At 67.1% G+C, this 20,555-nt stretch carries 18 protein-coding genes and 2 tRNA genes; 6 read left to right on the top strand and 14 right to left on the bottom strand.

Annotation, left to right across the window (positions count from 1 at the left end; all coding sequences use genetic code 11):
- Window positions 1-103: 103 nt before the first annotated feature.
- From JRI60_RS37110 to JRI60_RS37080, 7 genes are all read right to left on the bottom strand, one after another.
- Window positions 104-1,546, bottom strand: a complete 1,443-nt coding sequence (locus tag JRI60_RS37110; RefSeq protein WP_204220643.1) for a hypothetical protein — start codon at window positions 1,544-1,546, stop codon at window positions 104-106.
- Between the two features lie 124 nt (window positions 1,547-1,670).
- Complete coding sequence (locus JRI60_RS37105) at window positions 1,671-2,570, bottom strand: glycoside hydrolase family protein (protein WP_204220642.1); 900 nt, start codon at window positions 2,568-2,570, stop codon at window positions 1,671-1,673.
- Window positions 2,571-2,651: 81 nt separating this feature from the next.
- The gene (locus tag JRI60_RS53750; RefSeq protein WP_239469936.1) at window positions 2,652-3,953 is read right to left on the bottom strand and encodes a hypothetical protein; all 1,302 of its coding nucleotides are present in this window, start codon (window positions 3,951-3,953) and stop codon (window positions 2,652-2,654) included.
- Window positions 3,954-3,979: 26 nt separating this feature from the next.
- Window positions 3,980-5,164 carry an alpha/beta hydrolase gene (locus tag JRI60_RS37095; RefSeq protein ID WP_204220641.1) on the bottom strand — a complete coding sequence of 395 codons (1,185 nt, stop codon included), beginning with the start codon at window positions 5,162-5,164 and terminating at the stop codon, window positions 3,980-3,982.
- A gap of 60 nt (window positions 5,165-5,224) precedes the next feature.
- Window positions 5,225-6,154: a DUF2381 family protein gene (locus tag JRI60_RS37090; RefSeq protein WP_204220640.1), complete on the bottom strand. Its 930-nt coding sequence runs from the start codon at window positions 6,152-6,154 to the stop codon at window positions 5,225-5,227.
- A gap of 102 nt (window positions 6,155-6,256) precedes the next feature.
- Window positions 6,257-8,242: a serine/threonine protein kinase gene (locus JRI60_RS37085; protein WP_204220639.1), complete on the bottom strand. Its 1,986-nt coding sequence runs from the start codon at window positions 8,240-8,242 to the stop codon at window positions 6,257-6,259.
- A gap of 55 nt (window positions 8,243-8,297) precedes the next feature.
- The gene (locus JRI60_RS37080) at window positions 8,298-9,458 is read right to left on the bottom strand and encodes a serine/threonine-protein kinase (RefSeq protein WP_204220638.1); all 1,161 of its coding nucleotides are present in this window, start codon (window positions 9,456-9,458) and stop codon (window positions 8,298-8,300) included.
- 212 nt (window positions 9,459-9,670) lie between these two features.
- On the opposite strand from JRI60_RS37080, the gene JRI60_RS37075 reads away from it, so the two are divergent.
- From JRI60_RS37075 to JRI60_RS37060, 4 genes are all read left to right on the top strand, one after another.
- Window positions 9,671-11,194 carry a carboxypeptidase-like regulatory domain-containing protein gene (locus tag JRI60_RS37075; RefSeq protein WP_204220637.1) on the top strand — a complete coding sequence of 508 codons (1,524 nt, stop codon included), beginning with the start codon at window positions 9,671-9,673 and terminating at the stop codon, window positions 11,192-11,194.
- Between the two features lie 103 nt (window positions 11,195-11,297).
- Window positions 11,298-11,798: a GNAT family N-acetyltransferase gene (locus JRI60_RS37070; RefSeq protein ID WP_204220636.1), complete on the top strand. Its 501-nt coding sequence runs from the start codon at window positions 11,298-11,300 to the stop codon at window positions 11,796-11,798.
- 74 nt (window positions 11,799-11,872) lie between these two features.
- A complete protein-coding gene (locus JRI60_RS37065; RefSeq protein ID WP_204220635.1) occupies window positions 11,873-12,520 on the top strand; it encodes a LysE family translocator in 648 nt (215 codons plus the stop codon).
- A 447-nt stretch (window positions 12,521-12,967) separates the two neighbouring features.
- Window positions 12,968-13,618 (top strand): hypothetical protein, encoded by a 651-nt coding sequence (locus JRI60_RS37060; protein WP_204220634.1) that lies wholly within the window; start codon window positions 12,968-12,970, stop codon window positions 13,616-13,618.
- Window positions 13,619-13,643: 25 nt separating this feature from the next.
- Here JRI60_RS37060 and JRI60_RS37055 read toward each other — a convergent pair whose 3' ends face one another.
- Complete coding sequence (locus JRI60_RS37055) at window positions 13,644-14,486, bottom strand: helix-turn-helix domain-containing protein (protein ID WP_204220633.1); 843 nt, start codon at window positions 14,484-14,486, stop codon at window positions 13,644-13,646.
- Between the two features lie 133 nt (window positions 14,487-14,619).
- Here JRI60_RS37055 and JRI60_RS37050 point away from each other — a divergent pair, with 133 nt between their 5' ends.
- Window positions 14,620-15,354 carry an SDR family oxidoreductase gene (locus JRI60_RS37050; protein WP_204220632.1) on the top strand — a complete coding sequence of 245 codons (735 nt, stop codon included), beginning with the start codon at window positions 14,620-14,622 and terminating at the stop codon, window positions 15,352-15,354.
- A 33-nt stretch (window positions 15,355-15,387) separates the two neighbouring features.
- Here JRI60_RS37050 and JRI60_RS37045 read toward each other — a convergent pair whose 3' ends face one another.
- The 3 genes from JRI60_RS37045 to JRI60_RS37035 form a co-directional block, all read right to left on the bottom strand.
- Window positions 15,388-15,984 (bottom strand): hypothetical protein, encoded by a 597-nt coding sequence (locus JRI60_RS37045; protein WP_204220631.1) that lies wholly within the window; start codon window positions 15,982-15,984, stop codon window positions 15,388-15,390.
- Window positions 15,985-16,270: 286 nt separating this feature from the next.
- On the bottom strand, window positions 16,271-17,047 hold the full coding sequence (locus tag JRI60_RS37040; RefSeq protein ID WP_204220630.1) for a zinc ribbon domain-containing protein: 777 nt from the start codon (window positions 17,045-17,047) through the stop codon (window positions 16,271-16,273).
- Between the two features lie 105 nt (window positions 17,048-17,152).
- Window positions 17,153-18,097 carry an aminoglycoside phosphotransferase family protein gene (locus JRI60_RS37035; protein ID WP_204220629.1) on the bottom strand — a complete coding sequence of 315 codons (945 nt, stop codon included), beginning with the start codon at window positions 18,095-18,097 and terminating at the stop codon, window positions 17,153-17,155.
- Between the two features lie 68 nt (window positions 18,098-18,165).
- Here JRI60_RS37035 and JRI60_RS37030 point away from each other — a divergent pair, with 68 nt between their 5' ends.
- Window positions 18,166-18,951, top strand: a complete 786-nt coding sequence (locus JRI60_RS37030) for an endonuclease/exonuclease/phosphatase family protein (protein WP_204220628.1) — start codon at window positions 18,166-18,168, stop codon at window positions 18,949-18,951.
- 145 nt (window positions 18,952-19,096) lie between these two features.
- On the opposite strand, the gene JRI60_RS37025 is transcribed toward JRI60_RS37030, so the two are convergent.
- The 3 genes from JRI60_RS37025 to JRI60_RS37015 all read right to left on the bottom strand — a co-directional run bounded on the left by JRI60_RS37025 (window position 19,097) and on the right by JRI60_RS37015 (window position 20,428).
- A complete protein-coding gene (locus JRI60_RS37025) occupies window positions 19,097-19,834 on the bottom strand; it encodes a hypothetical protein (protein WP_204220627.1) in 738 nt (245 codons plus the stop codon).
- Between the two features lie 411 nt (window positions 19,835-20,245).
- A tRNA-Asp gene (locus JRI60_RS37020) sits at window positions 20,246-20,322 on the bottom strand.
- A gap of 34 nt (window positions 20,323-20,356) precedes the next feature.
- Window positions 20,357-20,428 (bottom strand) — tRNA-Val (locus JRI60_RS37015).
- Window positions 20,429-20,555: the final 127 nt, after the last annotated feature.

The following is a 20,555-nucleotide window of genomic DNA, read 5'->3' as shown; positions in this document are numbered from 1 at the left end:
ACGTTTGGCAACACCGCCGCCACACATGCGGCGGTGTCACGGGAGCCTTGGCTCGTGGCCGCCCAGGAGGAACTTCCCGGGGCGCGGAAGGCGGGGTGCTGGCTCAGGGGAGCCGGAAGACGCGCAGGTTCTCTTCTCCCTTGCGCACGTAGACGAGGGCGTTGTGCGTCTCCAGGTAGAAGAAGCGGTTCTTGACGAGGTCGTGCCACCCGCCGAAGGCGCCGGCCTCCCACTGCGGCGCCTCGCTCAGCTTGAGGGTCGTCGCGTCGACCTCGAAGGTCCGGTACTCGAAGCGCCCATCCCCGTCGCGGTCGTACGGGAACGCGGCGATGTAGCGCTTGAGCGGTGGCACGTAGGTGAAGATCATTCCCTCGAAGTAATCGGTGTAGCAGCGTGAGAGCTCGAGGTCGTGCTCCAGGAGCAGGCGCTCCCACTTCCCCGTATCCATGTCGTACGTGATGAACTGCGGAGGGAAGGTGCCGTGTTCCGACTCCGGGTAGGGGAAGCTCACCAGCTTCCGATCGAGCCTGACCATCTGGGCGAAAAACCACGCGGGGGGAGTGACGGTCTCCCAGTTCCAGGACTGGTCGTCGGTGTCGAAGGACCACCACCTCGAATAGCTGTAGTTCTCCGTGGGGCCAAAGAGGTAACGGTGTTTCACCTCGTCCCAGAACGTCCAGCCGGACGAGCCGCCATATCCGGTCACCCCGTCGTAGATGGCCCCTGGGGTGTTGAAGGGGTTGTGGCGCTTCCAGGTGTGGGTGGTCAGGCTGTAGCGCCACATCCGCCGGACGCCAAAGGCCACCTCCTGGAGGTCCGGGTTGTAGACGAGCCCGTTGTACGTGTGGCGAGCCACCGGGTTGCCAGTCGACGCGGCGGGCCGGTCCGGGTCGAAGAACTCATCCGCGTAGACGTCGCTGTCCGGGTGGGCCTTGGAGTACTCCGCGGCGGGCGGGTAGTAGCTGTACGTGCCCCCATAGACGACCTTCGTCCAGTTCGCCGAGTTGTCGGGGAGCTGCTCGATGCTCCAGCGCATCTTCGCCATGTCGAAGCGGTAGAGGCCGTTGTTGGAGCTGTCGGCGTGCCCGCCGCCGAAGGCCCACCAGCGGGCGCGAGGCGCGTCGACCGCCACGCCGGAGTAGGCGTTGATGACCGCGGCGATACCCCCGGAGCCTAGATCCCGGAAGCCAGGAAGCGCCGCCTTGACGTCCGCGTCGAGCGAGGTGAGCGGCGTACCAGCGACCTCGATCCACCGCCCCTTGGGGACGAGCGCCCACGACGCCTGGTTCACGAGTCCCGTCGCGTCACGCCCAGGGGTCCACACGTTGCCCTCGAGCTTGCCGGTGTCCGTGCCGCTGCCCCAGGTGAAATCAGGAGGCGGCCCCGCGTCGGGACTTCCCGCATCGGGACTTCCCGCGTCGGGTGGCGGATTTTCGTCGGACGGGTCATCCGACGACAAGCTGCAGCCAGCGAGCACTCCCGTGACAGAGAGCCCCAGGATGAGAATCCAAGATGAAGAACGTCGGCCCAGGTGGACTGCGATCATGTTCCACTCCAACGTGCGGAAGGCGCTCCTGTGCGCCTGCCCCGACTCATGAGGGCGATCATCCTATAGTGATAGGCTGACACACTCTGGGTCGTAGCTCGCGCCGTCGCGAGTGGTGGTGTCGTCAGTGGAAGGGCTGGGCGAGGTAATGGGCGCCCAGCTCCGTCAGGGTTCCCGGAGCGCCCAGAAGGCTGGCGAAGCACGGATCGTTCGTCCATCGCCCCGTGAACCAGGCGTAGCGGAACACGTCCTCACGGCTCTCGCAGACGGCCACCATTTCCGTCATCTGGGCCTTCTGTTTGGCGACCGAGTCGATCTGCGCGCCATCCTTCTGGCTGTGGCAGTTGGCGAATTCGGTGACCCAGAATGGCTTGCCGTACTTCTTGAGCCGGTCCAGCTGACCCGCGAGCCCGTAGTCGTACCAGTGGAACGCGAGGTAATCGATGCGCGGGTCGCGGTTCCCGTTGGCCGCGCGGTAGGCGGCGTAGAACGCATCGAGCCAGACGACCGGGTCCGAGTAGCCCGGATAGGTTCCCCAGCTCATCGCGGGGCCGACCAGCTTGACCCCCGTATTCGCGGCGACGCTCTCGTACCTGGGCCACAGCCGCGCCGCGTCCTGGGGCGACATGTTGGCCTGGTCCGTGAGGTTGGGCTCGTTGAGGAGCAGCAAGTATTTGATTTCGGGATGGGCCTTGAGGAACGCCTCGATGCTCGTGGCGTCGAAGTTCCCGTTCCACAGCATGGGGAGGAAGTCCATGCCGTAGCGGGACCGGTAGTCCGTGGGCACATTCCGATGGGGCTGGGGGCTCCAGTTGTACCACCAGCTCACCCCTGGGGAGAGGGCGGCGAGGTCCTCCGGAGTCGCGAGGTCGAAGGCGATTCCCCGCTTGGCGCTCTTGGTGGGGAGGGGAGGCGTCTGGGTGCCCGCGTCTTCTGGCGTGGGTTCGACCGTGGCTGGCGTGCTCGTCTCACAACCCAGCAACATGAGAATCACGATGAATGACGGCGCGACCAGACGTCTCATGTGTCTTTGCCTCCGACGGTGCGACATGAGCGAACTCCGTGACTCAGTGTAGTCGGGGGGCGCGGGGCTGGACTGGATTCTTCACTGTGCCTCGTGCAGGTTCGCCTCCGCCGTGCGGATCAGCTCGGAGACGCGCTTGTGGAGCCACGTGCCGAAGGGCTGCACGCGCTCGGGCTTCATGGGGCGGGGCAGCTTCTCGATGCTCTCGTCAAAGGGAATGATGGCCAGTTCCCCGGAGGGCGAGGCGACGCGACAGTCGAATGCGAAGGACTTGCGGGTATGCCACCCGCCGTGGAACACGAGGAGTTCCTCCAGGTCCGTGTTGCCGGTGGCTTCCACGAGGTCGTCCATCTCATACAGGTCGTTGCTGACCTCCAGGCAGCTCCAGCCGCCACCCGTGACGTTGCCACACAGGAACATGGGCAGGTCGTCGTCGGCGCCGCTGCCCACGATCCAGGTAATGGAGCCGTAGACGCGCAGGAAGTAGTCCCAGCTCGACTCGCGCTTCTTGGGCTTGCCCGGCTTCGCCGTCTGCCAACGGCCGATGCGCTCCTTGTGCATGCGCTTGAAGAAGGACGCATGCTCCTCGACCGAGGCGATGCGCTTCTTCTCCTTCGCCACGTCGAGCTGTTCCGCGACGAAGTGCCCCGTGGGGTAGCGCGTGTGCAGGTCCTTCAGCATCGCGATGGCCGTGTCCACGGCCTCGAAGGCGTCCTGGGGCTTCGGGAAGGCTGGGCCCTTGGGCGGAGGCGCGCGCTTGGGGGCGCCAGGCGCGGGCTTGGGCTCCGGATTGGAGAAGCGGGCCTTCTCGAGCTCGATGTTGCGCAGCTGGAAGCCGGCTTTTTCCCTGGCACGGACGCGCTGCTCGGCCCGCGCGAGGGCGGCTTCACGGCTCGCGAGGGTCGTCTGCTTCGAGTAGTCCTCGAACACATGCTCGCCGTCCACGCGGATGTCCCAGTACTTGGAGTCGTTCAGGTGGTATTCGCGGCGCGTCACGTACTTCGCCGACGCATTCCACGGCGCGCCGTCCTTGAAGCCCAGCTTCCGGTAGCGCGCCAGCAGCGCCTCGATCCGCGAGGTCTCGATGCGGGAGACGAGGTGCGCGCCGTTCAGGGTGCCCCGGCAGATGAGGGACTGTTCGCCCCGAACCTCGACATCGACGTGGAGGAGACTGCTGAGCCGGTAGAGGGTGTGCCTGCGCTCGACGGGCTTCAGGCCCTTGAAGACCTTCGGGTCCTCCTTGTGGAGCGTGCCCTCGCTCCAGATGCGCAACGCACCGCCCTGGTTGTAGAACCAGACCTCGTCCTTGGTGTCGAGCTGAGGGTCCGAGTACCAGATGGCCTCACCCGCGTTGAGCTGCTGCAGTCGTTTCCAGTTGGGCATGGAGCCTTGTCGCACTTTCTCTGGGTCTAACCCGCGGAGGGTCTCGGAGCGTCCTGAAAGGCGGCGGCGAGGAAGCGCTCCACGGCCCAGGTGGTGATCTGTCCTCCCGGTCCCGCGGGGTTCGCGTCACAGCCGTGCGTGGCCCAGGGGAGCTCGAGCTGCAGGTGGGGGACGTTGGCCTGTTCCAGACGTCTGGCCAGACGCCGGCTCTGTTCGGCGAGGACCAGCTCGTCCCGGGTCCCATGAACCAACAGGGTGGGGGGCGAACTGGGGAGCACGAAGTCGATGGGCGACGCGGCATCGAAGTGCGCCTGGACCTGGGCAGGCGTTCCTCCGAGGTACTCGCTCAGGGTCTTGGGGCTGTCCATCACCCGGGGGTTGGTGGGGTTGGCCCAGCCCCAGTTGAGGTCCGTGGGCGCATACAGGGCGACGGCCGCGCGGATCGCCGGATCGCGTGCCGTGTAGGCGGCGAGCAGCGCCAGCTGGCCTCCAGCGGAGCGCCCGAGGAAGGCGATGCGGGAGGGATCCAGCTCCAGCTGGGAGGCGTTCTCTCGCAGCCAGGAGAGGGCGGCGAGCACGTCATCGCGCTGGGCCGGGAAGGTGTGACGGGGCGCGAGCCGGTAGTTGATCGCCGCGACCGCGAAGCCTCGGGCGGAGAGGTAGTTGTTCAGCCAGTTGAGCTGGGAGCTGTCCCCGCTGTTCCAGGAGCCTCCGTGGATCACCACGACGAGTGGCAGCGGCCGGGGAGCCCCGGGGCTTCGGTACAGGTCCAGCTGCAGAACATGGCCGTCGACTTCCCGGTAGGTGTGCCGGGTGGGGGTCACCACGGGGGTGGAGACCGAGAGCAGATCGCCCAGGACGAGGGGCGCGGTTCGTGCTGGAGCCCCGGGGAGGGTGCGAGGCTGGACGGGACCGAAGGTCTTGGCGAAGTCCGCCTCCAGTCCCTTCACGTACCTGAGGGCCCGGATCAGGGAGGAGAGCAGGAGAATCACGGCGAGCGCGGCCAGGCACCACGCGACCCGGGCGCCGAAGCCTGTTCCACCGGGCAGCAGCAACAAGAGGAGCGGGAAGACGGCCAGGACGTGGCCCCACTCGGTTGCGGCCACGGCGGGCTTCCAGAGGGAGCCCAGGGGCGCCTTGAAGAGGCCCAGCAGTCCCAGCCCGAAGAGCAGGCCGGCGAGAATCAGACGAAGGGTGTCGAGCGGTTCCAAATGAAGGAACATTACCCCTGATCGTGCCTGGGCGGGAGAGAGGCGCGGGTGGGGTTCGATTCAGAGCCCCGGCCCCTCCGTCAGAACCGGGAATGCCACGTTGCCGAGAGTGACGGTGCGTGGCCCATCCGCCTCCCAGAGCTTCAGGGTGAAGGGGCCCACGGTCCGCGCGTCCTCGGCCTGTACTTCGATGTAGAGGGGGCGAGATTTGCCCAGACGGACGGGCTCTGGTGTCCACACGGCGCCCTTGAGTTCTTCTCCCTTGGGGCCAGTGAGCCGGGCACCTTGCGGCATCCAGGGCGCCGCGTCGTCGTTCTTCAAGTCCACCAGCATGACCATCCGCCCTCGCGCGCGGCAGGTAATGATACGTAGCGCGGACAGCGCATTTCCCGGTCTCTGGACGACACGGACCTCCGAACAGTGAATGCCCCTCGTGTCCACCATGCCGGAAACGAACATGCCTGTGAGTCCGCCCGGCTCGCCTTGTTCTGCGCGCATCTGTACGAGTTCCGCCTGCAGTTTCGCGCTCTCCGCGTAGGCTTTCTTCAACTCGGCTTGAATGGACTCCACTGGACGCGGATGGCGGAAGATCCTCACCTGCCGCTCGCCAATCGAGGGATGCAGCAGCAGCCGGAAGGTCGCGCACGCTGGGGCCTCGTTGCTCGCGAAACACACCGTCACCGTGCTGGGATTCTTGCCGAGCATCCTCTCCGATGGAACGAGCGTAAGAGTGCGTTTCCCGAGGTCCATCACCTCGAAGTGCTCGCGATTCTCCGGCAGCACACTGTCCGCGCGTACATCCGAGTCGAAGAGGAATGTCGTGGCCAGTCCCGGGCTGAGCTGTGCCTCGGATACTTCACCAGCCCCGTCCGCCGTCAACTCGATGCAACGGCCTTCCGCTTCTCCAAGCGGAGGACACGTCTGGGCAGCGGCGGAACCCCCTGCAACAAGCACCATCATCAGGAGCGCGGCAGACAGCAACGTGAACACGAGACGGGAACTCCGGTGCGGAAACGGTGCTCGCATCCATTTCGCCTCTGGGCCCTGTCGTGTCTGGGTCCCATTCATCTCTTCCACCCGGTTGCCTGGCGCTCACTCGAATCTGTCAACGGCCTTCAGGTCCACCGTGGACCAGATGCGGGCGGAATCGGGGTCTCCGTGTCGCTCACTGATGGCACTACCTTTGCCCCTCTTGAAGATGTCTCTCATCTCGAAGCAGACCGGGAACGGCTGCCCGTCCCGAATACGCGCCTGGGTGAATTGGCCGTACACGCGCTCCTCCCCGATGGTGAGTATGCCAGACAGGAAGATGTCCCCTCCCTCTTTGTCGGGCTTGAGAGGACCCAACTCGATGGAAGTAGCGCCTTGGCGAACGGTGATGTCCTGAGCACCCCCTTTGGTTGAAAGGTACCCGGAGACCATTTCCCCGACACGGACACCGAGCTTGTCGGCCATGGCCTCAGTGGAACCGGCTGGACATGCAGCGGGCTCCGGAGTCGGGCGCACCTGTTGTGGGGCGGGGCATCCCGCCAGCGCCTTGCAGACCAGTCCCGTACCGATGACCTTGGCGGCGCGTTCGAGAACCTTCTGCTTCTTCTCCTGGGGCTTCTCGCTGGTGTGGTCCTTGGGAAGCATCGTGATCATCACAGGCGCGGAGATGGAGCCCATCGCGGGCTCGGCGCCTTCTCCGCCTGGAGGATCCAGCGGCTTCGCGGACCACGCCACTTCATGGCCGGACTCGGATTGTAGAGTCGTGGTGGCCTTGGATGACGTGTCGAGTGGGGCCGATACAGGAGGGAAGAGGATCGAGCTGGAGAGCAGGGAGATGCCGAGCACCACGGCCGCGAGCCCGGTTGCCGTCGCGAGGCGAGTGCGATGACGTGTCATCGCAGGGCGTGGAGCTGGTATCGCTCGCGGTAGTTCAGACGGAGCCGGCGTGCGAGACACAGGGGGTGCAATCGGTTCCGGCGGAGGGACTGGCGCGACAACGGGCTCGTTCTGTTCCGGGACAGTGGCGAGGACTCCGGCCACGGGCGTGGGAGTTGTGTCTGTCTTCTCCGGGGGCTTCAGGCCTCTCCGGCGCTTCTCCTTCATCCAACGCCGGAGCCAGCGCGTCGAGTCGTTCACATCCACACGCGCTGGATCTTCCTCCGTGGTCCTGGCGTGAAGCGCGTCCGGCTCGAACAGTGGCAGGTCCCAGCACGAATCAGGCTCGGCCTCGGCCATGGCCGCATCGAGCGCCGCGCAGAACTCGACCACGCTCGCGTAACGTGCCGTCGGCTCCTTCTCCAACATCCGCATGCAGATGTCGGAGAGCGCTCGTGGCACGCGCGGGTTGAGGAGGTGGGGGGCGACAGGCGTCTGGTGGAGGATGCGCTCGGCCAGACCACCGTCTTCTTCGTCATCCCTGTCGCCAAAGGGAAGGACGTCCGTCAGCAGCCAGTAGAACGTCACCCCGAGAGCCCACAACTCGTCCGCCGGGCCGTACTCGTAGTGCTCGGAATCACTCTCCTGGCTGAAGCGCCACGCTTCGGGCGCGCGGAACTCGAGGGTGCCAGGAGGAAGGCGTGAGCTGGTGACGGCGGGAGCCCCCACGAGAGTGCCCACGCCGAAGTCGATGAGGAGCGGCCGCGAATTCACATCGCGGATGATGATGTTGTCCGGCTTGAGGTCCCGGTGCATGACCCCCTGCCGGAGCACCTCACCGAGCGTCAGCGCGGTATCCAGCACGATGCGCGCGGACCTGCGGGCGGATGGGTTCTCCTCCGAGGCGTATGCCTCCAGTGTCCGCCCTCCGGCGAACTCCATCACGAGATAGGAATGTCCGATGAATGGGTCCGGCCAGTAGCCGCACCCGTAGAAGCGGACGACATCGGGATGTTCCAGGTGAAGCAGGATGCGGATCTCTCGCCGGGCCCGGTCATGCAACAGGCGACCGCGGAGGAACTTCACCGCGTAGAAGCACTGCGCCTGCTCGGCCTTGTAGACGTGGCCGTAGCTACCGGAGCCGAGCTTCTCGACCATGCGGTAGCCGCCCACCAGCTCACCGATTTCAGGCAGCCTGTAGACCAATCCCACGCGAACACCTCCGAGAGCGCGGAGCGCCTGGCAGTCGCATCATTCGTTCCAGGGACTATCGGATGCTCGAAGCCTTGGGCCAGGGCAGGACTCCAAGCTCGACGGGATTGGCATCCATCCGCTGGATCATGGACGCGCTCTTGACGATGTCCGCCAGTTCCGCCGCCGCCTCGGGTGCACCGAAGGGCCGCCGGAGGCTGGCGAGATACTCGCGGAGGTCATCGCGCAGCTCGGCGGCCGACGGGTAACGCCTGGAGGGGTCACTCCGAAGGGCCCGATGGACCACCTGTTTCAGTGGGGCCGGGGCTCCGCGGGCGATGCGCTCGACATCCTCGGGACCGAAGCGCAAGAGACGGTCGGCCAGGACCTCGATGGAGGCCCAGGCGGAATGCTCGGCGCGCATGCCGGAGACGAGCCGGAGCGCGCGCCTGGACACCTTGGGCGGTAGTACGTCGGGTGGATCGAGCGGATGATGGCCAGCAATCATCTCCAGCAGGACGAGGCCCAGCGAGAAGAGGTCCGCTCGACTGTCGAACCCATGGGGCGAGAGAAGACCCTCCTTGCCCTTCTCGGAGACGGAGCGAATGAGCTCGGGAGCCGCGTAGGCGATGTTTCCGCGGAGCACCCGTGGCGGAGTGGGCATGCGCCCGAGAAGCTCGGAGAACGCGGCGCCGAAGTGGGTGAGCTTGACCCGGCCGTTGCGCCCCAGGCGGATGGTCGAGAGGCTCACGGCACGGTGGATGATGTGAAGTGGGCGGCCCCTGTCGTCCTGGCGGTGATGGGCGTAGTCGAGAGCGTTGGCCACCTCGGCGGTGATGAAGGCGGCGAAGGCCGGGGAGAGCTTGCGATCCAGCAGCGACGCGGAGCTGAGGAGGGTGGCCAGGAAGGCGCCTCGGGTGTGCTCCATCACCACGTAGGGTGAACCCCTTCGTTCCGCGAGGCCGAAGACGCGGGCGATGGCCGGATGGTGAAGGTGGGCGGCGAGTCGAACCTCTTCCACGGCGCGCATGCGGCCTTCGCGGCCAGGAGGAACCTCGACCTGCTTCAGGACGACGAGCCGACGGGGTCCCTTCTCCTTCAAGGGGCCGCACCACGCGAGCAACAGCGTGTCGTGGTCCTCGTGCTGGAGGAGGGGACGGCGGACCTCGTAGCGGAGTCCGTCCGACTCGAAGGTGAAGCGCCCGGTCTCCCGGGGCGGGGTAGGGGGTCCGGCCATGTGCTCACCTTCGGTCGAGGATGCGTGCGAGAGGCACGTGTACTCTCATGGGTTACCGCCACCACGCTCCGACAGGTAACACGGAAGGGAGGCGGAATGGAAGCCACATTACCGGCGAGGTCTGGAAGTCGGGGCCGCCGGAGCAAGTAGGCACACCGAGGCTGCCATCCCGCCGCGTTGACAGCACCAGGAGGCTGCGCTGGTGTTTCGCCATGCACCTGCCCCTGGCGACCGCCCTCCTCGTGCTCGCATCCGCCGCGGCGCCCTGGCCCTACGGCGACTCGGCGGAGGTGTCCGAGCACACGCTGAGGGTCCGCGTCCTCGTCGGCGACAAGCCGGCGCCGCTCGAGACCGAGGTGCGCTTGTACGCGCCCAGCATCCTCTGTGGCACCGGCCAGCGCAGCACTGCGCCCCTGCGCCACCCCGACGCCGAGGGCTGGGTCACCTTCGAGAAGGTCGGTGCGGTGAGGGACGTCCAGGCCGAGCACCCGGCGCTCGGCTCCGCCTCCGTCTGGCCGGGAGCCACCGACGAGACCGCGACCATCGTCTTTCCCACCGGCCTGTCGCTCAGCGGAAAGGTCGTCGACGAGAAGGGAAGGGGAGTCGCCGAGGCCCGGGTGTACGCGGTCCCCAAGGTCGAGCTCGAGGAAGGCTACCGGACCCTGGTGGAGACGAGGTCCGGGCACACCGCCTACGCCGAGCGCTCCCGGCTGTCGCAGCCCGACGGCACCTTCGAGTTCTGGGGCCTGCGCGAGGGGACCTGGGCCATCGTCGCGGACGGCTTCGACGGCGTTCCCGCGCCGGCGGTCGAGGTCCAGGCCGGAGCGCGGGACGTGAGGGTTCCTCTCTTCACCCGGTTCCGCTTCGGCGGACGGGTGGTGGATGCGGAGGGGAGACCGGTTCCCAATGCACGGATCGTCGTGGCGCTGTCTCCGCGCGCGAAGGTGTCGCCTCGTCCGAAGGGCGGTGGAGAAGGTTCGAAGGAGGCCTACGCCCGGCTCTTCGATCCCATCCCCGAGCGTTTCAACCTCGAGAACTATGGGAAGGGCTTCGACGCCGACGCGCAGGGCGCCTTCGACGGCTTCGTCCCCATCGCTGGCCCGATCGTCGTGGAGGCGCTCGCGCGGTGCGTGGCCAGCGAGAAGGTCGCGGTCTCGGCGGGCGGCCCCGCCGTCGAGCTGCGCCTCCCGCCCATGGCGCGGTTGAAGGCCCGCGCGCTCGGCCCCGACGGGAAGCCCGTCGAGAAGCTCGAGCTCAGGTTCGAGGCAACGCGGGACGCGGACATTCATTGCCCCGACAAATCCAACCTCGAGCTGACCACCGCCGACGGCCGGTTCTCGGTCGACGGGTTGCCGAGGTTCGACACGGTGATCGCCCGGGTGCCCGGCTCTCCCGTCGTGCGCAGGAAGATCGCGCTCCAGCCGGGCCGCGAGCTGGACCTCGGCGAGCTGCGGTTCACCCAAGGCGGCACGCTCGCGGTACGGGTGGTGGGCGAAGACGGAAAGCCGATGGCCGACGTCCATCCCGATCTCTCGCGAGGGGGCAAGACCGACTGGGACTTCGTGGGGATGACCGGGGCCGACGGAGAGCTCGTGGTCGAGGGCCTCGCGCCGGGGAAGGCCAAGGTCGTCGTCGATTCGAGCTTCCAGCGGGGCGAGCGGGTGGTCGAGATCGTCGCGGGCCAGAAGACCTCGGTGGAGCTGCGCGTGCGCCCGCGCAAGAAAGCGGCGCCCTGAGCGGCTCGGCCGGACGCGACCCGTTACCGGGGTTGGCTCATGGGTGTCGTGCCGTCCGCTGGGCCCTCGTGGCCTCCCTCTACCTTGAGGGAAGATGGCGTGCATGGCCGACCCCACGAGCATCGTGATCGCATCGCCTCGTCACCCGGCGGACCATGAGGCGGTCAGGGCGCTGTTCGTCGAGTATGCTGAATCGCTTGGTTTTTCGCTCGGCTATCAGGGCTTCGAGGCCGAGCTCGCGGAACTTCCGGGCAAGTATGCGCCACCCACGGGCGCCTTGCTGCTCGCGCGCGTCGATGGCGCGGCGGCCGGCACCGTTGCACTTCGGCAACTGGCGCCGGAAATCTGTGAGATGAAGCGACTCTATGTGCGGCCGGCCTATCGCGGACTGCGCACCGGCGAAGGGCTTTCCATCGGCCGTGCACTCGCCGTCGCCATCCTCGCCGAGGCACGCGCATTGGGCTACCGGCGTCTCAGACTCGATACCATCGCCGGCAAGATGGACGCGGCGATGAGGCTCTACAGGTCGATGGGTTTCGTCGACATCCCGCCCTACTACCCGAGCCCCATCCCCGACACCGCATACCTGGAGCTGGTCCTTTGACCGATTGACCGGCGAGCGCCGGCCACCTCCGGTTGCGCCCGGGTATCGCCGGGTGTTAGGTCGGGGCCGCTGCCATGACTCCGCCCGGCCCGCTGCTCGCTTCCATCTACGGCCTGTACCTGCTCGCGGTCATCACGCCCGGTCCGAACACGTTCATCGTCACGCGCCTGGCGCTGTCCGCCACGCGTCGTCACGCGGCCCGGGCCGTGCTGGGGATTGCCCTGGGGAACACGGTGTGGCTCTGCGTCATCCTGGGCGGCGTCGCCGTGCTCCTGCAGCAGCTCCCGGGAGGGATGCGCGCCGTGCGCTACATCGGCGGGTTGTACCTGCTCTACCTGGGCGTGCGGGGGCTGCGCTCCGCGCGTGCGGCCTCTCGGACTTCCGAGGCTGCTCCGGAGAAGGCTCTCGTGGAGCGGGCACTGGCGGGGGAGGAAGACCGGCCGTTTCGCAGCGGGCTGTTCTCCAGTCTGTCCAACCCGAACACGATGCCCTTCTACCTGAGCATCCTCGCCCCCACGGTGGTGCCGGGCATCCACCTCTGGGTGCGCGTGGCGGCGGCCGCGGGCATCGTGATGATCGCCATGGCGTGGTACGGGACGCTGGCCTGGGGCCTGTCCACCGGGCACGTCCGGCGGGCGTACTCCCGGCGGGAGCCGCTCATCCGCCAGGTGCTCGCGCTGGTGCTGGTGGTCTACGGGATTCGCCTGCTGGTCGCGGGGTAGGGGCGCGGCCGATCTGCTCCGGCTCGAGGTAGAGGGCCTGCTCTGGCCACCCGGATCTTCCGTGAGCGCTCACTCCCCTCTACTCCCTCTCCCGCTGGGAGAGGGCTGGGGGGAGGGTCTTCCCCTTCCGAAGCAGGGTGCGCAAGCAACCCTGCGCCGATCCGTTCTTCTGGATGGGTAGAGCAACCCTCTGGGAATCAGCATCCGCTCAGGGCACCGAGTCCATGTCAGCTCCAGGGGAGGCCGGCCTTGAATCATGCTTTTCATCAGATGATTAATCTCCCGCGTCAATCCTGAACCGGAGGTTGGTTGATGCTAGAGGTAAATGACAGATGCAGGCCCATGGGCAATCGTCCCCAGCTTGTCTGTGTCTCTGGTGAGTACGCCTCCTCGCACCAGGGCTCGAATGAAGCGAGTCAGCCGCCTCCAGTCCGATACTCAGGGGAGATGTTCTGTCTCTATTTCATCCTGTGCCTCACCACGCTCTTCATCCTCGTGGGGATTGTCTGGTTCAGCCACAAGGGCGTCGAACACGACATCAAGGTAGGTGAACTCATCGAGCGCGAGATGACCTACCCCATACGGGTGGAATCCATTGCTCCACTGCTGAGCATGCTGCACGGACAGATTTCAGGCCCCACGCGATGCGCCTTCGCGCTCGTGGGCATTCTCATCGCGCTCCTGGGAATGTTGTTCATGCTGATGCGGATCCAGGCCAGGTACCAGCTCCGCATTGGAGGCGGTCAGGTCGGGTCCGCTCTCAAGACATCCTCCCCGGGATTGGTGATCATTACGTTGGGATTGGGCTTTTCACTTGTCATAATATGCAGTGAGCCTCGGTCGGTCGTGAACGTCGCCCTGTCTGCCCCCAGCAGGCCACGTGACGGGAGCTCCCGGGACACCGATGATTCCCGGGCGCCCTCGGCTCCCGGAAAGAGCGATGAGACAACCGTGAAGCCGCGCTCACATATGAGCCCTGGAAAAAAGCGTGGCATCCAGAATGGCCTTGGAGCCGCGAGGAAGAAACCGAGGCAAGCACCACCCTCGACCGTCTCGCCGCCCACGCACTTGAAGAATATCTCGCCCCCCCAGCCGTAATACCTCGACTTGCCCCGCGCGACCGTCACTGCACGGCGCGCGCGAACTGGCCCGGGGTGAGCCCGGTGATGCGCTTGAAGTGCCGGTTGAGCTGGCTCTGGTCGTAGAGCCCCACCCGGAGTGCGACCTCCGAGGGGGTCAGGCGCTGGGTCAGCAGCCCCATGGCCCGGGAGATGCGCAGGTGGGTGAGGTACGCATGGGGAGGCATTCCCACCTCTTCCCGGAAGGCGCGGCACAGGTGGAACTTGTCCAGTCCCGCCTGCCTGGCCAGGGCGTCCAGCGTGATGCCCTCCTCCAGGGCGTCGTGCAGCGCCTCGAGCGCCCGGCGGACGGGCCAGCGAGTGCGCCGCTCCGACTCGTCCGTGTCACCGAAGCACGTGGCCAGCGCGGAGAGCGCCTCGGTCAGCGCCGTCTGGAGCACCAGTGTGTTGGATGGATCCGCCCTGTCCTCACCCAGCAAGGCATGGAGACGGACGAAGGGGGCCGCCGCGGGCTGCTCGCGCTCGAACTGTACCCGTCGGAGTTGGGATGAGGCCGGATGGCCCAGCGCCTCACGGGCCTCGGTGACGAGCGCCTCATCGAAGGAGATCACCTGGAAGCGGGAGGGACCCTCGCGGCGCAGATCGCGGTGGACCTGTCCGATCTGCTTGAGGTCGAGCGTCCCGGGAGTGGTGGACCAGACCCTGCCTCGGCTCCACCACTCCGCGCGGCCCGAGTACGTCATCGTCACCGAGAAGCGCTCCTTCACGGAGTACCACAGCCGCTCGTCGGTCCTGTAGCGCACCACCCGCAGGCCCGGCAACTCGGGGGGCAGGAAGACCCGGATGGTGTGCGGGCCATCGGAGACGGCGCGAAGGGGAGGGCTCACGCTTCGATTCTACCGCGAGCCGCCACCGTGGCTTGGGCGTTCTTGGCGGGACCTGTCCGCCAACAATGCCCAAGCCCGCCGTGCATCCGCCGTTCAATCCTTCGCACCGCAACCCAAGAGAAGGAGTTTCTCCGTGCGGAACGAAGGCAAGGTCGTCGTCATCACGGGCGCGAGCAGCGGAATCGGTGAGGCGACCGCGCTCCTGCTCGCCGAGCGCGGTGCGAAGGTCGTACTCGGGGCGCGCCGGGCGGATCGCCTCGAGGCTCTCGCTTCCCGTATCGTGGGAGCGGGTGGCGAGGCAGCCCATGCACGCACAGACGTCAAACGGCGCGACGATCTGGCTGGCCTCGTCAAGCTGGCATGTGAGCGGTATGGCAAGCTCGACGTTCTCGTCAACAATGCCGGCATCATGCCGGTTTCTCCCCTCGACGACCTGCGCGTTGGGGATTGGGAGGAGATGATCGACATCAACATCAAAGGCGTTCTGTATGGCATCGCCGCGGCACTGCCTGTCTTCCGTGCGCAGGGCTTCGGGCATTTCGTCAACATCGCTTCCACGGCGGGACATCGCACCGTGCCGAACCAGTCTGTCTATTCCGGCACGAAGTTCGCCGTGCGCGCCATCTCCGAGGGGTTGCGCCAGGAGGCCAGCGACAAGCTGCGCGTGACGATCATCTCGCCTGGCATCGTCCGGACGAACTTCGCGGAGGGCGTGACGAATCCGGAGGTGAGAGCCCAGCTCGCCGCCACCCGGGATAAGCTCGCGATGCCGCCGGATGCGATCGCCCGCGCCATTGCGTTCGCGATCGAGCAGCCGGCCGATGTCGATGTGAACGAGATTGTCATCCGTCCCACCGCGCAGGTGTGACGCCGCCTCTCCGAGCGAGTCTGTTCATGCCGCCTACCACACGTCCGGGAAGAAGAATGACCCGCTCAGCACGGCCGGGTTGCTCAGGGTGTGCACGGCATGCAAGAAGTCCTCGGCCGCGCCGAGCAGCAGCTTCGGCGTCTCCTTCAGCGACGGCATGAGCGCCACCACGATCGTGACGGGCATGCCATCCGCCCTCAGTTCGAACGAGAGGAGGCGCCCGCTCCGGCTGGGGCCCCGCATGCCGAGCCGCAGGTTCCGCAGGAACGCTTGCGTCTGTACCCACTCCCGAGAGAGGGATGCGAAGTCCATCGTGTCCGGCTCGCCGTTCAGGAGCACCGCACGCATCCGCTGCGTCGCGGGCTCGTCCCTGGTGGCCAGGAGCAACTCGCGCAGGCGCTTCAGGGCCGGCCGGGCGAGCGACTCGAGGAAGCGCGGCATGAGGAACGCCTGGCCCGTCAGCCCCACCTCGTCGACCAGCGGAGTCACCTCCCGGAGTGACTCCTGGCTCACCTTCGGTCTGCTGGCCTGCTCCTGGTTCAACACGTGCATCCGCGCGGTCGTGTACGACTCGCCCGTCTTCTCCTGACGCGCCCGGACGCGCTTCTTCAGATTCTTCTTGAGGGTCATCGCCCACCTCTCGCGGCGCGAGAAGCCCCATGCGCTCGTCGCCCGCTCGAGAAGCGAGTGCGATGCGGACTCACTGTCCGAGGAGAGGACTCCCCTTTGCCCTCCCGGCGCGCCAGGCATGGGCTGGCGAACGAGGGTTGCGCGTGGACCGGCGCGCTCATCGTCAAAGCTATGAGTCCGGTCTACAGGGCGCCAACGGATGCGCGTGGGCCATCACCCGGGTCCGGAAGGTCGCCGACGGAGCGATTCACGCGGCAAAGGCTTGCTTGCTTCCCTGGAGATGTTTCTACAGGGGACCATCCTGGACGTGTCCCGGTGCGAGTTCGTCCACCAGAGCGCCCTCGGCAAGCCGGAACGTGTCCAGGTTGAAGTAGTAACCCCACAGCATGCCGCTCACGCGGACCTCCTGTCCCTTCTGGAGCTTCTCCAGCCGGGCCGCGTGGATGGGGTCGAAGTCCACCTCCAGTTGGAAGTGCTGGTCCCCCGCGGACAGCAACTGGAGACGACCGATACCGGGATACACCTTGTCCACGGTGCCCTTCCAGGACACCCAGTGCCCCTCGTACTTCTCCCGCCACGCCTGCTTGCGTTGCTCGAGGGTCCGGTCGGGAGTGTCGCGCATGTCCAGGACCACCTGCGCCGCCTCGATGGCCTCGATCGGACGCTGCCCGGGCGGGAGCGGGTTGGCGCTGTACCGTGGCGCATCCATCCGGATGGAGTACACCGTCTCGTGGAGCACCACCGAGACTCCCACGAGGCCGACGAACGCCAGCCCCACGACGCCCAGGGCGATCTTGGTCCTGCGGGACCATGGTGGCACGAGCCACACGACCAGGCGCCAGAGCTGACTGAAGAGGAAAACGACCAGGCGCCAGAGCTGCCGAGAGAGGAACAGCACGAGGCCGATGAGGAAGATGCCCCCGCTGCTGGCGGCCTTCGTCACCGCGGAGGGGGCGGGCGGCGGAGGACGGGCGGCCCCTCCCGGGCCCAGGTCGCAGTGGTCACAGAAGGTGGTGCCTTCGGCCATGGGCGCGTTGCAGTTGGTGCATCGGCTCTTGTGCATGGGCCATTTCTCTACCGCAAGCAGCCCTTGGCGCGAAGGGGCGGTGGCAAAGGTACTCCACCAGGAATCCCGAAGAAGGCTCACCGAGCACCGCGTGCCCACGGGTCAATCGAGGAGTCTCTCGGCCGTCACGAGAAAGGGACGCCCGAGCTCCTCGGCGCCGAAGGCCAACGCGTAGAGGCCACTCGACACGCGCTCGAGGAAGCCCCACTCCCAGATGGCTTGCTCATCGACGCCGGTGTGGCTGGCCAGGAGATGGCAATACCTCCGGGCCACCGTGGAGGCGTCTCCCGCGAGCAGCTCGGAGCACCATTCGCGCAGGACCACGCCCAGGTCGTACGCCGGATCGGCGAGGAATCCGTCCGGGTCGACGAAGACGAAGCCCAGTTCCGCGCCGGCTCTTGGCGTCTTCACCTGCAGCGCGTTCGCGGGGTGAGGATCTCCGTGGACGAGCACGGCTCGTCCAGGCTCCGCCGCCGCAACGCGTCGCTCGGCGAATCGCAGCGCCTGGCTGAACGCCTCGTTCGAGCAGGGCCGGCCGAGTTCCACCCATAGCCGACTCACCAGTTCGTGCAACTCGCGTGCCTTCGCTTCCACCGCCGCCTGCGTCGGCTCCACCAGGGGTGGTACCTCCCACGCCCGCTCGAGCATGGCGGCCAGGGTTTCGAGCTGACGCTCCGCCGGCATCCCGAGCTGCTCCATCGAAGGCCCCAAGGACTCGAGCAGGAGCGCGCGGTGCTCGAGGTCAGCCCCGAGCAGACGCGCGTAGCCGTGGCCTCGCGCACGTTCGAGCACCTGAGCCTGTGCCCGGAAGTTCGGGTCGGGAAGTGCGACCTTGAGGACGGCTTCTCCACCGTCGGCCGTCCGCGCCCGCGCGACGAAGGCCGCGCTCCCGCCCCCGAGCGCCTCGCCGACCGTCACCGACCACCGCTCCTCGAGGTGAGCGATGACATCGGGCAGTCCCGCCAACCACGCCTCGCCTTCCTCGCCGAGGCTGGCGGCCTTCTGCTGGACCAACGTGGAGACCTGGGGTTTGGGTTGATCAGACATGGAAGTTTCGTAACCCCGGGAGGGGCCGCGGGGGCGCAGAACAGCAGGAGCCCGCTATACTTCCGCCGATGGCGGTGGATCTGCGAATTGCCTCGTACAACATCCTGGCGGACGCCTACGTCAAGCCCGAGTGGTTCCCGCACACGCCCGCGGACGTCTTCCAGCCGCAGAGGCGCCAGGAGGCGCTGGCCCGCCGGATCGCGGGGCTGGACGCGGACATCGTCTGCCTGCAGGAGGTGGAGCCCGGCAGCTTCGCCGCGCTCCAGAGGGCGCTGGAGCCGCGCGGGTACGCGGGCGTGCTGGCCCTGAAACAGCAGGGCCGGCCCGACGGCTGCGCGGTGTTCCACCGCCTGGAGCGTTGCCTGGGCCACCGGGCCCATTACTTCAAGGACCGGCTGGAGGACGGGCGCATCTCCGGGCACCTGGCGCTGGTCGTGGACTTCGACGCCGGAGGGGACCGGTTGCGCGTGGCGTGCACGCACCTGCGTTGGGACCGGCCGGACAGGCCCGTGGAGCAGCACCAGGGGATGCAGGAGGCGGCCGAGCTGCTCGAGGAGCTGGTCCGGCGGGACCCGGAGGCCCTGTGGGTCGTGTGCGGCGACTTCAACGCGCAGCCCGGGGAGCCGCTGGTCCGAGCGTTCGCGGCGGCCGGGCTGCTCGATGCCTACGAGGGGCGGCACCAGCCGACCTGCAACGCGAACGGCATACCCAAGGCGATCGACTTCCTCTTCCACTCGCGCGCGCTCCAGGCGCAGCCGGTCCGGCTGCCGGAGCTGGACGACCGGACGCCGATGCCGTCGGAGACCGAGCCCTCCGATCACCTCCCGATCGCCGCGCGGCTGCTGCACGCCTGAGCCGGTTGCGCCTTTGTGCCGAGTCCATCGATAACGGTGCGCGAGCAGGCCCCAACACAGGCCCTGGTCGCTCACGAGGCAGCACCCGAGGACCGTCCCGGGTCGAAGCAAAGCGTCCTCCGCAAAGGCGGCTTCTTCGGGCTGTTCAACCAGGCAGGGACCGGCTGGTGCGTGGATGCACGGAGGGGCGCTCGGGACGTGCGCGAGCTGCGGAGGGCCCTACCGGGAACGGCGCTGGGCCTTCTTCGCCGCCTTCACGAGCTCGTCGATCTCCGTGCTCCTCCAGTGGCGGACAGTCCTTCGGTTCGAGGGTCACCGGCACGTGCTTGCCGTCGACCATGCGCAGGATTCGGATCGTGCCGGACATGAGCAGGGCCGAGCTCTCCGCGCCCAGCGACGTGCCCGCCAGTCGCGCCAGGGTTCCTGGCCGCCAGGACGCCACGCGCGAGGCAATCCCTCCCTTGCTGACGTCCCGCACGGTGGTGAAGAACTGCTCGTAGAGGGGCGAATCCCAGACGAGCAACTGGGTCGTGTTGCGCCACGCGAGCCGCAGCTCCTCGGCCGGGACGGACTCTCCGGCCACGTAGCGATCCATGACGCCCTGGTAGCGGGAGTTGCCGAACTCCACGACGATGTCCTGGAACGCGGTGGGGAAGCGCGGGTCATGCACGAGGCGGTGCAGGAACTCGTGGGTGGGCGCGCTGTGGTGCCGCTCGCCGACCCCGACGATGAGATGGTCTTGCGCGGCCTCGATGATGGCAGACACTCCGTCGACGGGAGCGGGAGCTGGCTTCGCCGCATGGACGGTGGAAGGCTTTCCAGAGGGCTTCTCGGGCGGCGCCGACAGCAGGACACCGAGCGCCACGGTCATCGCGGTGAGCATGGGGGCTCCAGGATGGGAGGAAAGGACTTCTGGGTAGCATGATTGTGGAGCACCTGGGCTTGCCCACGGCAGGTGCGAGCCTGGCCCCGGCGCGAGGGCCAACCGACGGGACCGCCGGGTGCCGATGACGAAGCGGCTGGCGGCGTTGTTGGCGGCCAACCGTCACCTGCGAGGGGCCTGGGTGCTCTACCGAGACGACGGCGAGCCCGTGGCCAGGGCTGGCGGGCCACGAGAGCCTCTTCACCACGCAGAGGTACATGCACCTGTCCCCGGCGGCGAAGGACGCGGCCATCAGCCTGCTCGACGCGACGGGCGCCCAGCATTCTGGAGACAGGCTCCTCGACGCGGGGAAAGACAGGTGGGTGAGCAAAGACGAAGGGCCCGGAACCTTGCGATTCCGGGCCCTTCTATTGGCGAGGAGTACGGGACTTGAACCCGTGGCCTCCGGCGTGACAGGCCGGCGTTCTAACCAACTGAACTAACTCCCCACGACACTGCTCTTTCACTACTACAACTGCTGCTTGGGCGGAACAGGGATTGAACCTGTGACCCTCGCCTTGTAAGGGCGACGCTCTACCGCTGAGCTATCCGCCCCTCGCTTGCGTCACCGCGTTGCGACGGGGCGGCCTTGTATCGACCACGACCGTCACTGTCAAGCATACGTTTCTAGGGGACGGATCATTCCGCAGCGCCCTGACAGGAGCGTTGACCCTGGCGGTTG

The sequence above is a fragment of the Archangium violaceum genome (assembly GCF_016887565.1).
GTDB lineage: Bacteria > Myxococcota > Myxococcia > Myxococcales > Myxococcaceae > Archangium > Archangium violaceum_B.
The sequence above is the reverse complement of the archived record's forward strand: the minus strand, read 5'-3'. Positions and strand labels throughout refer to the sequence as shown.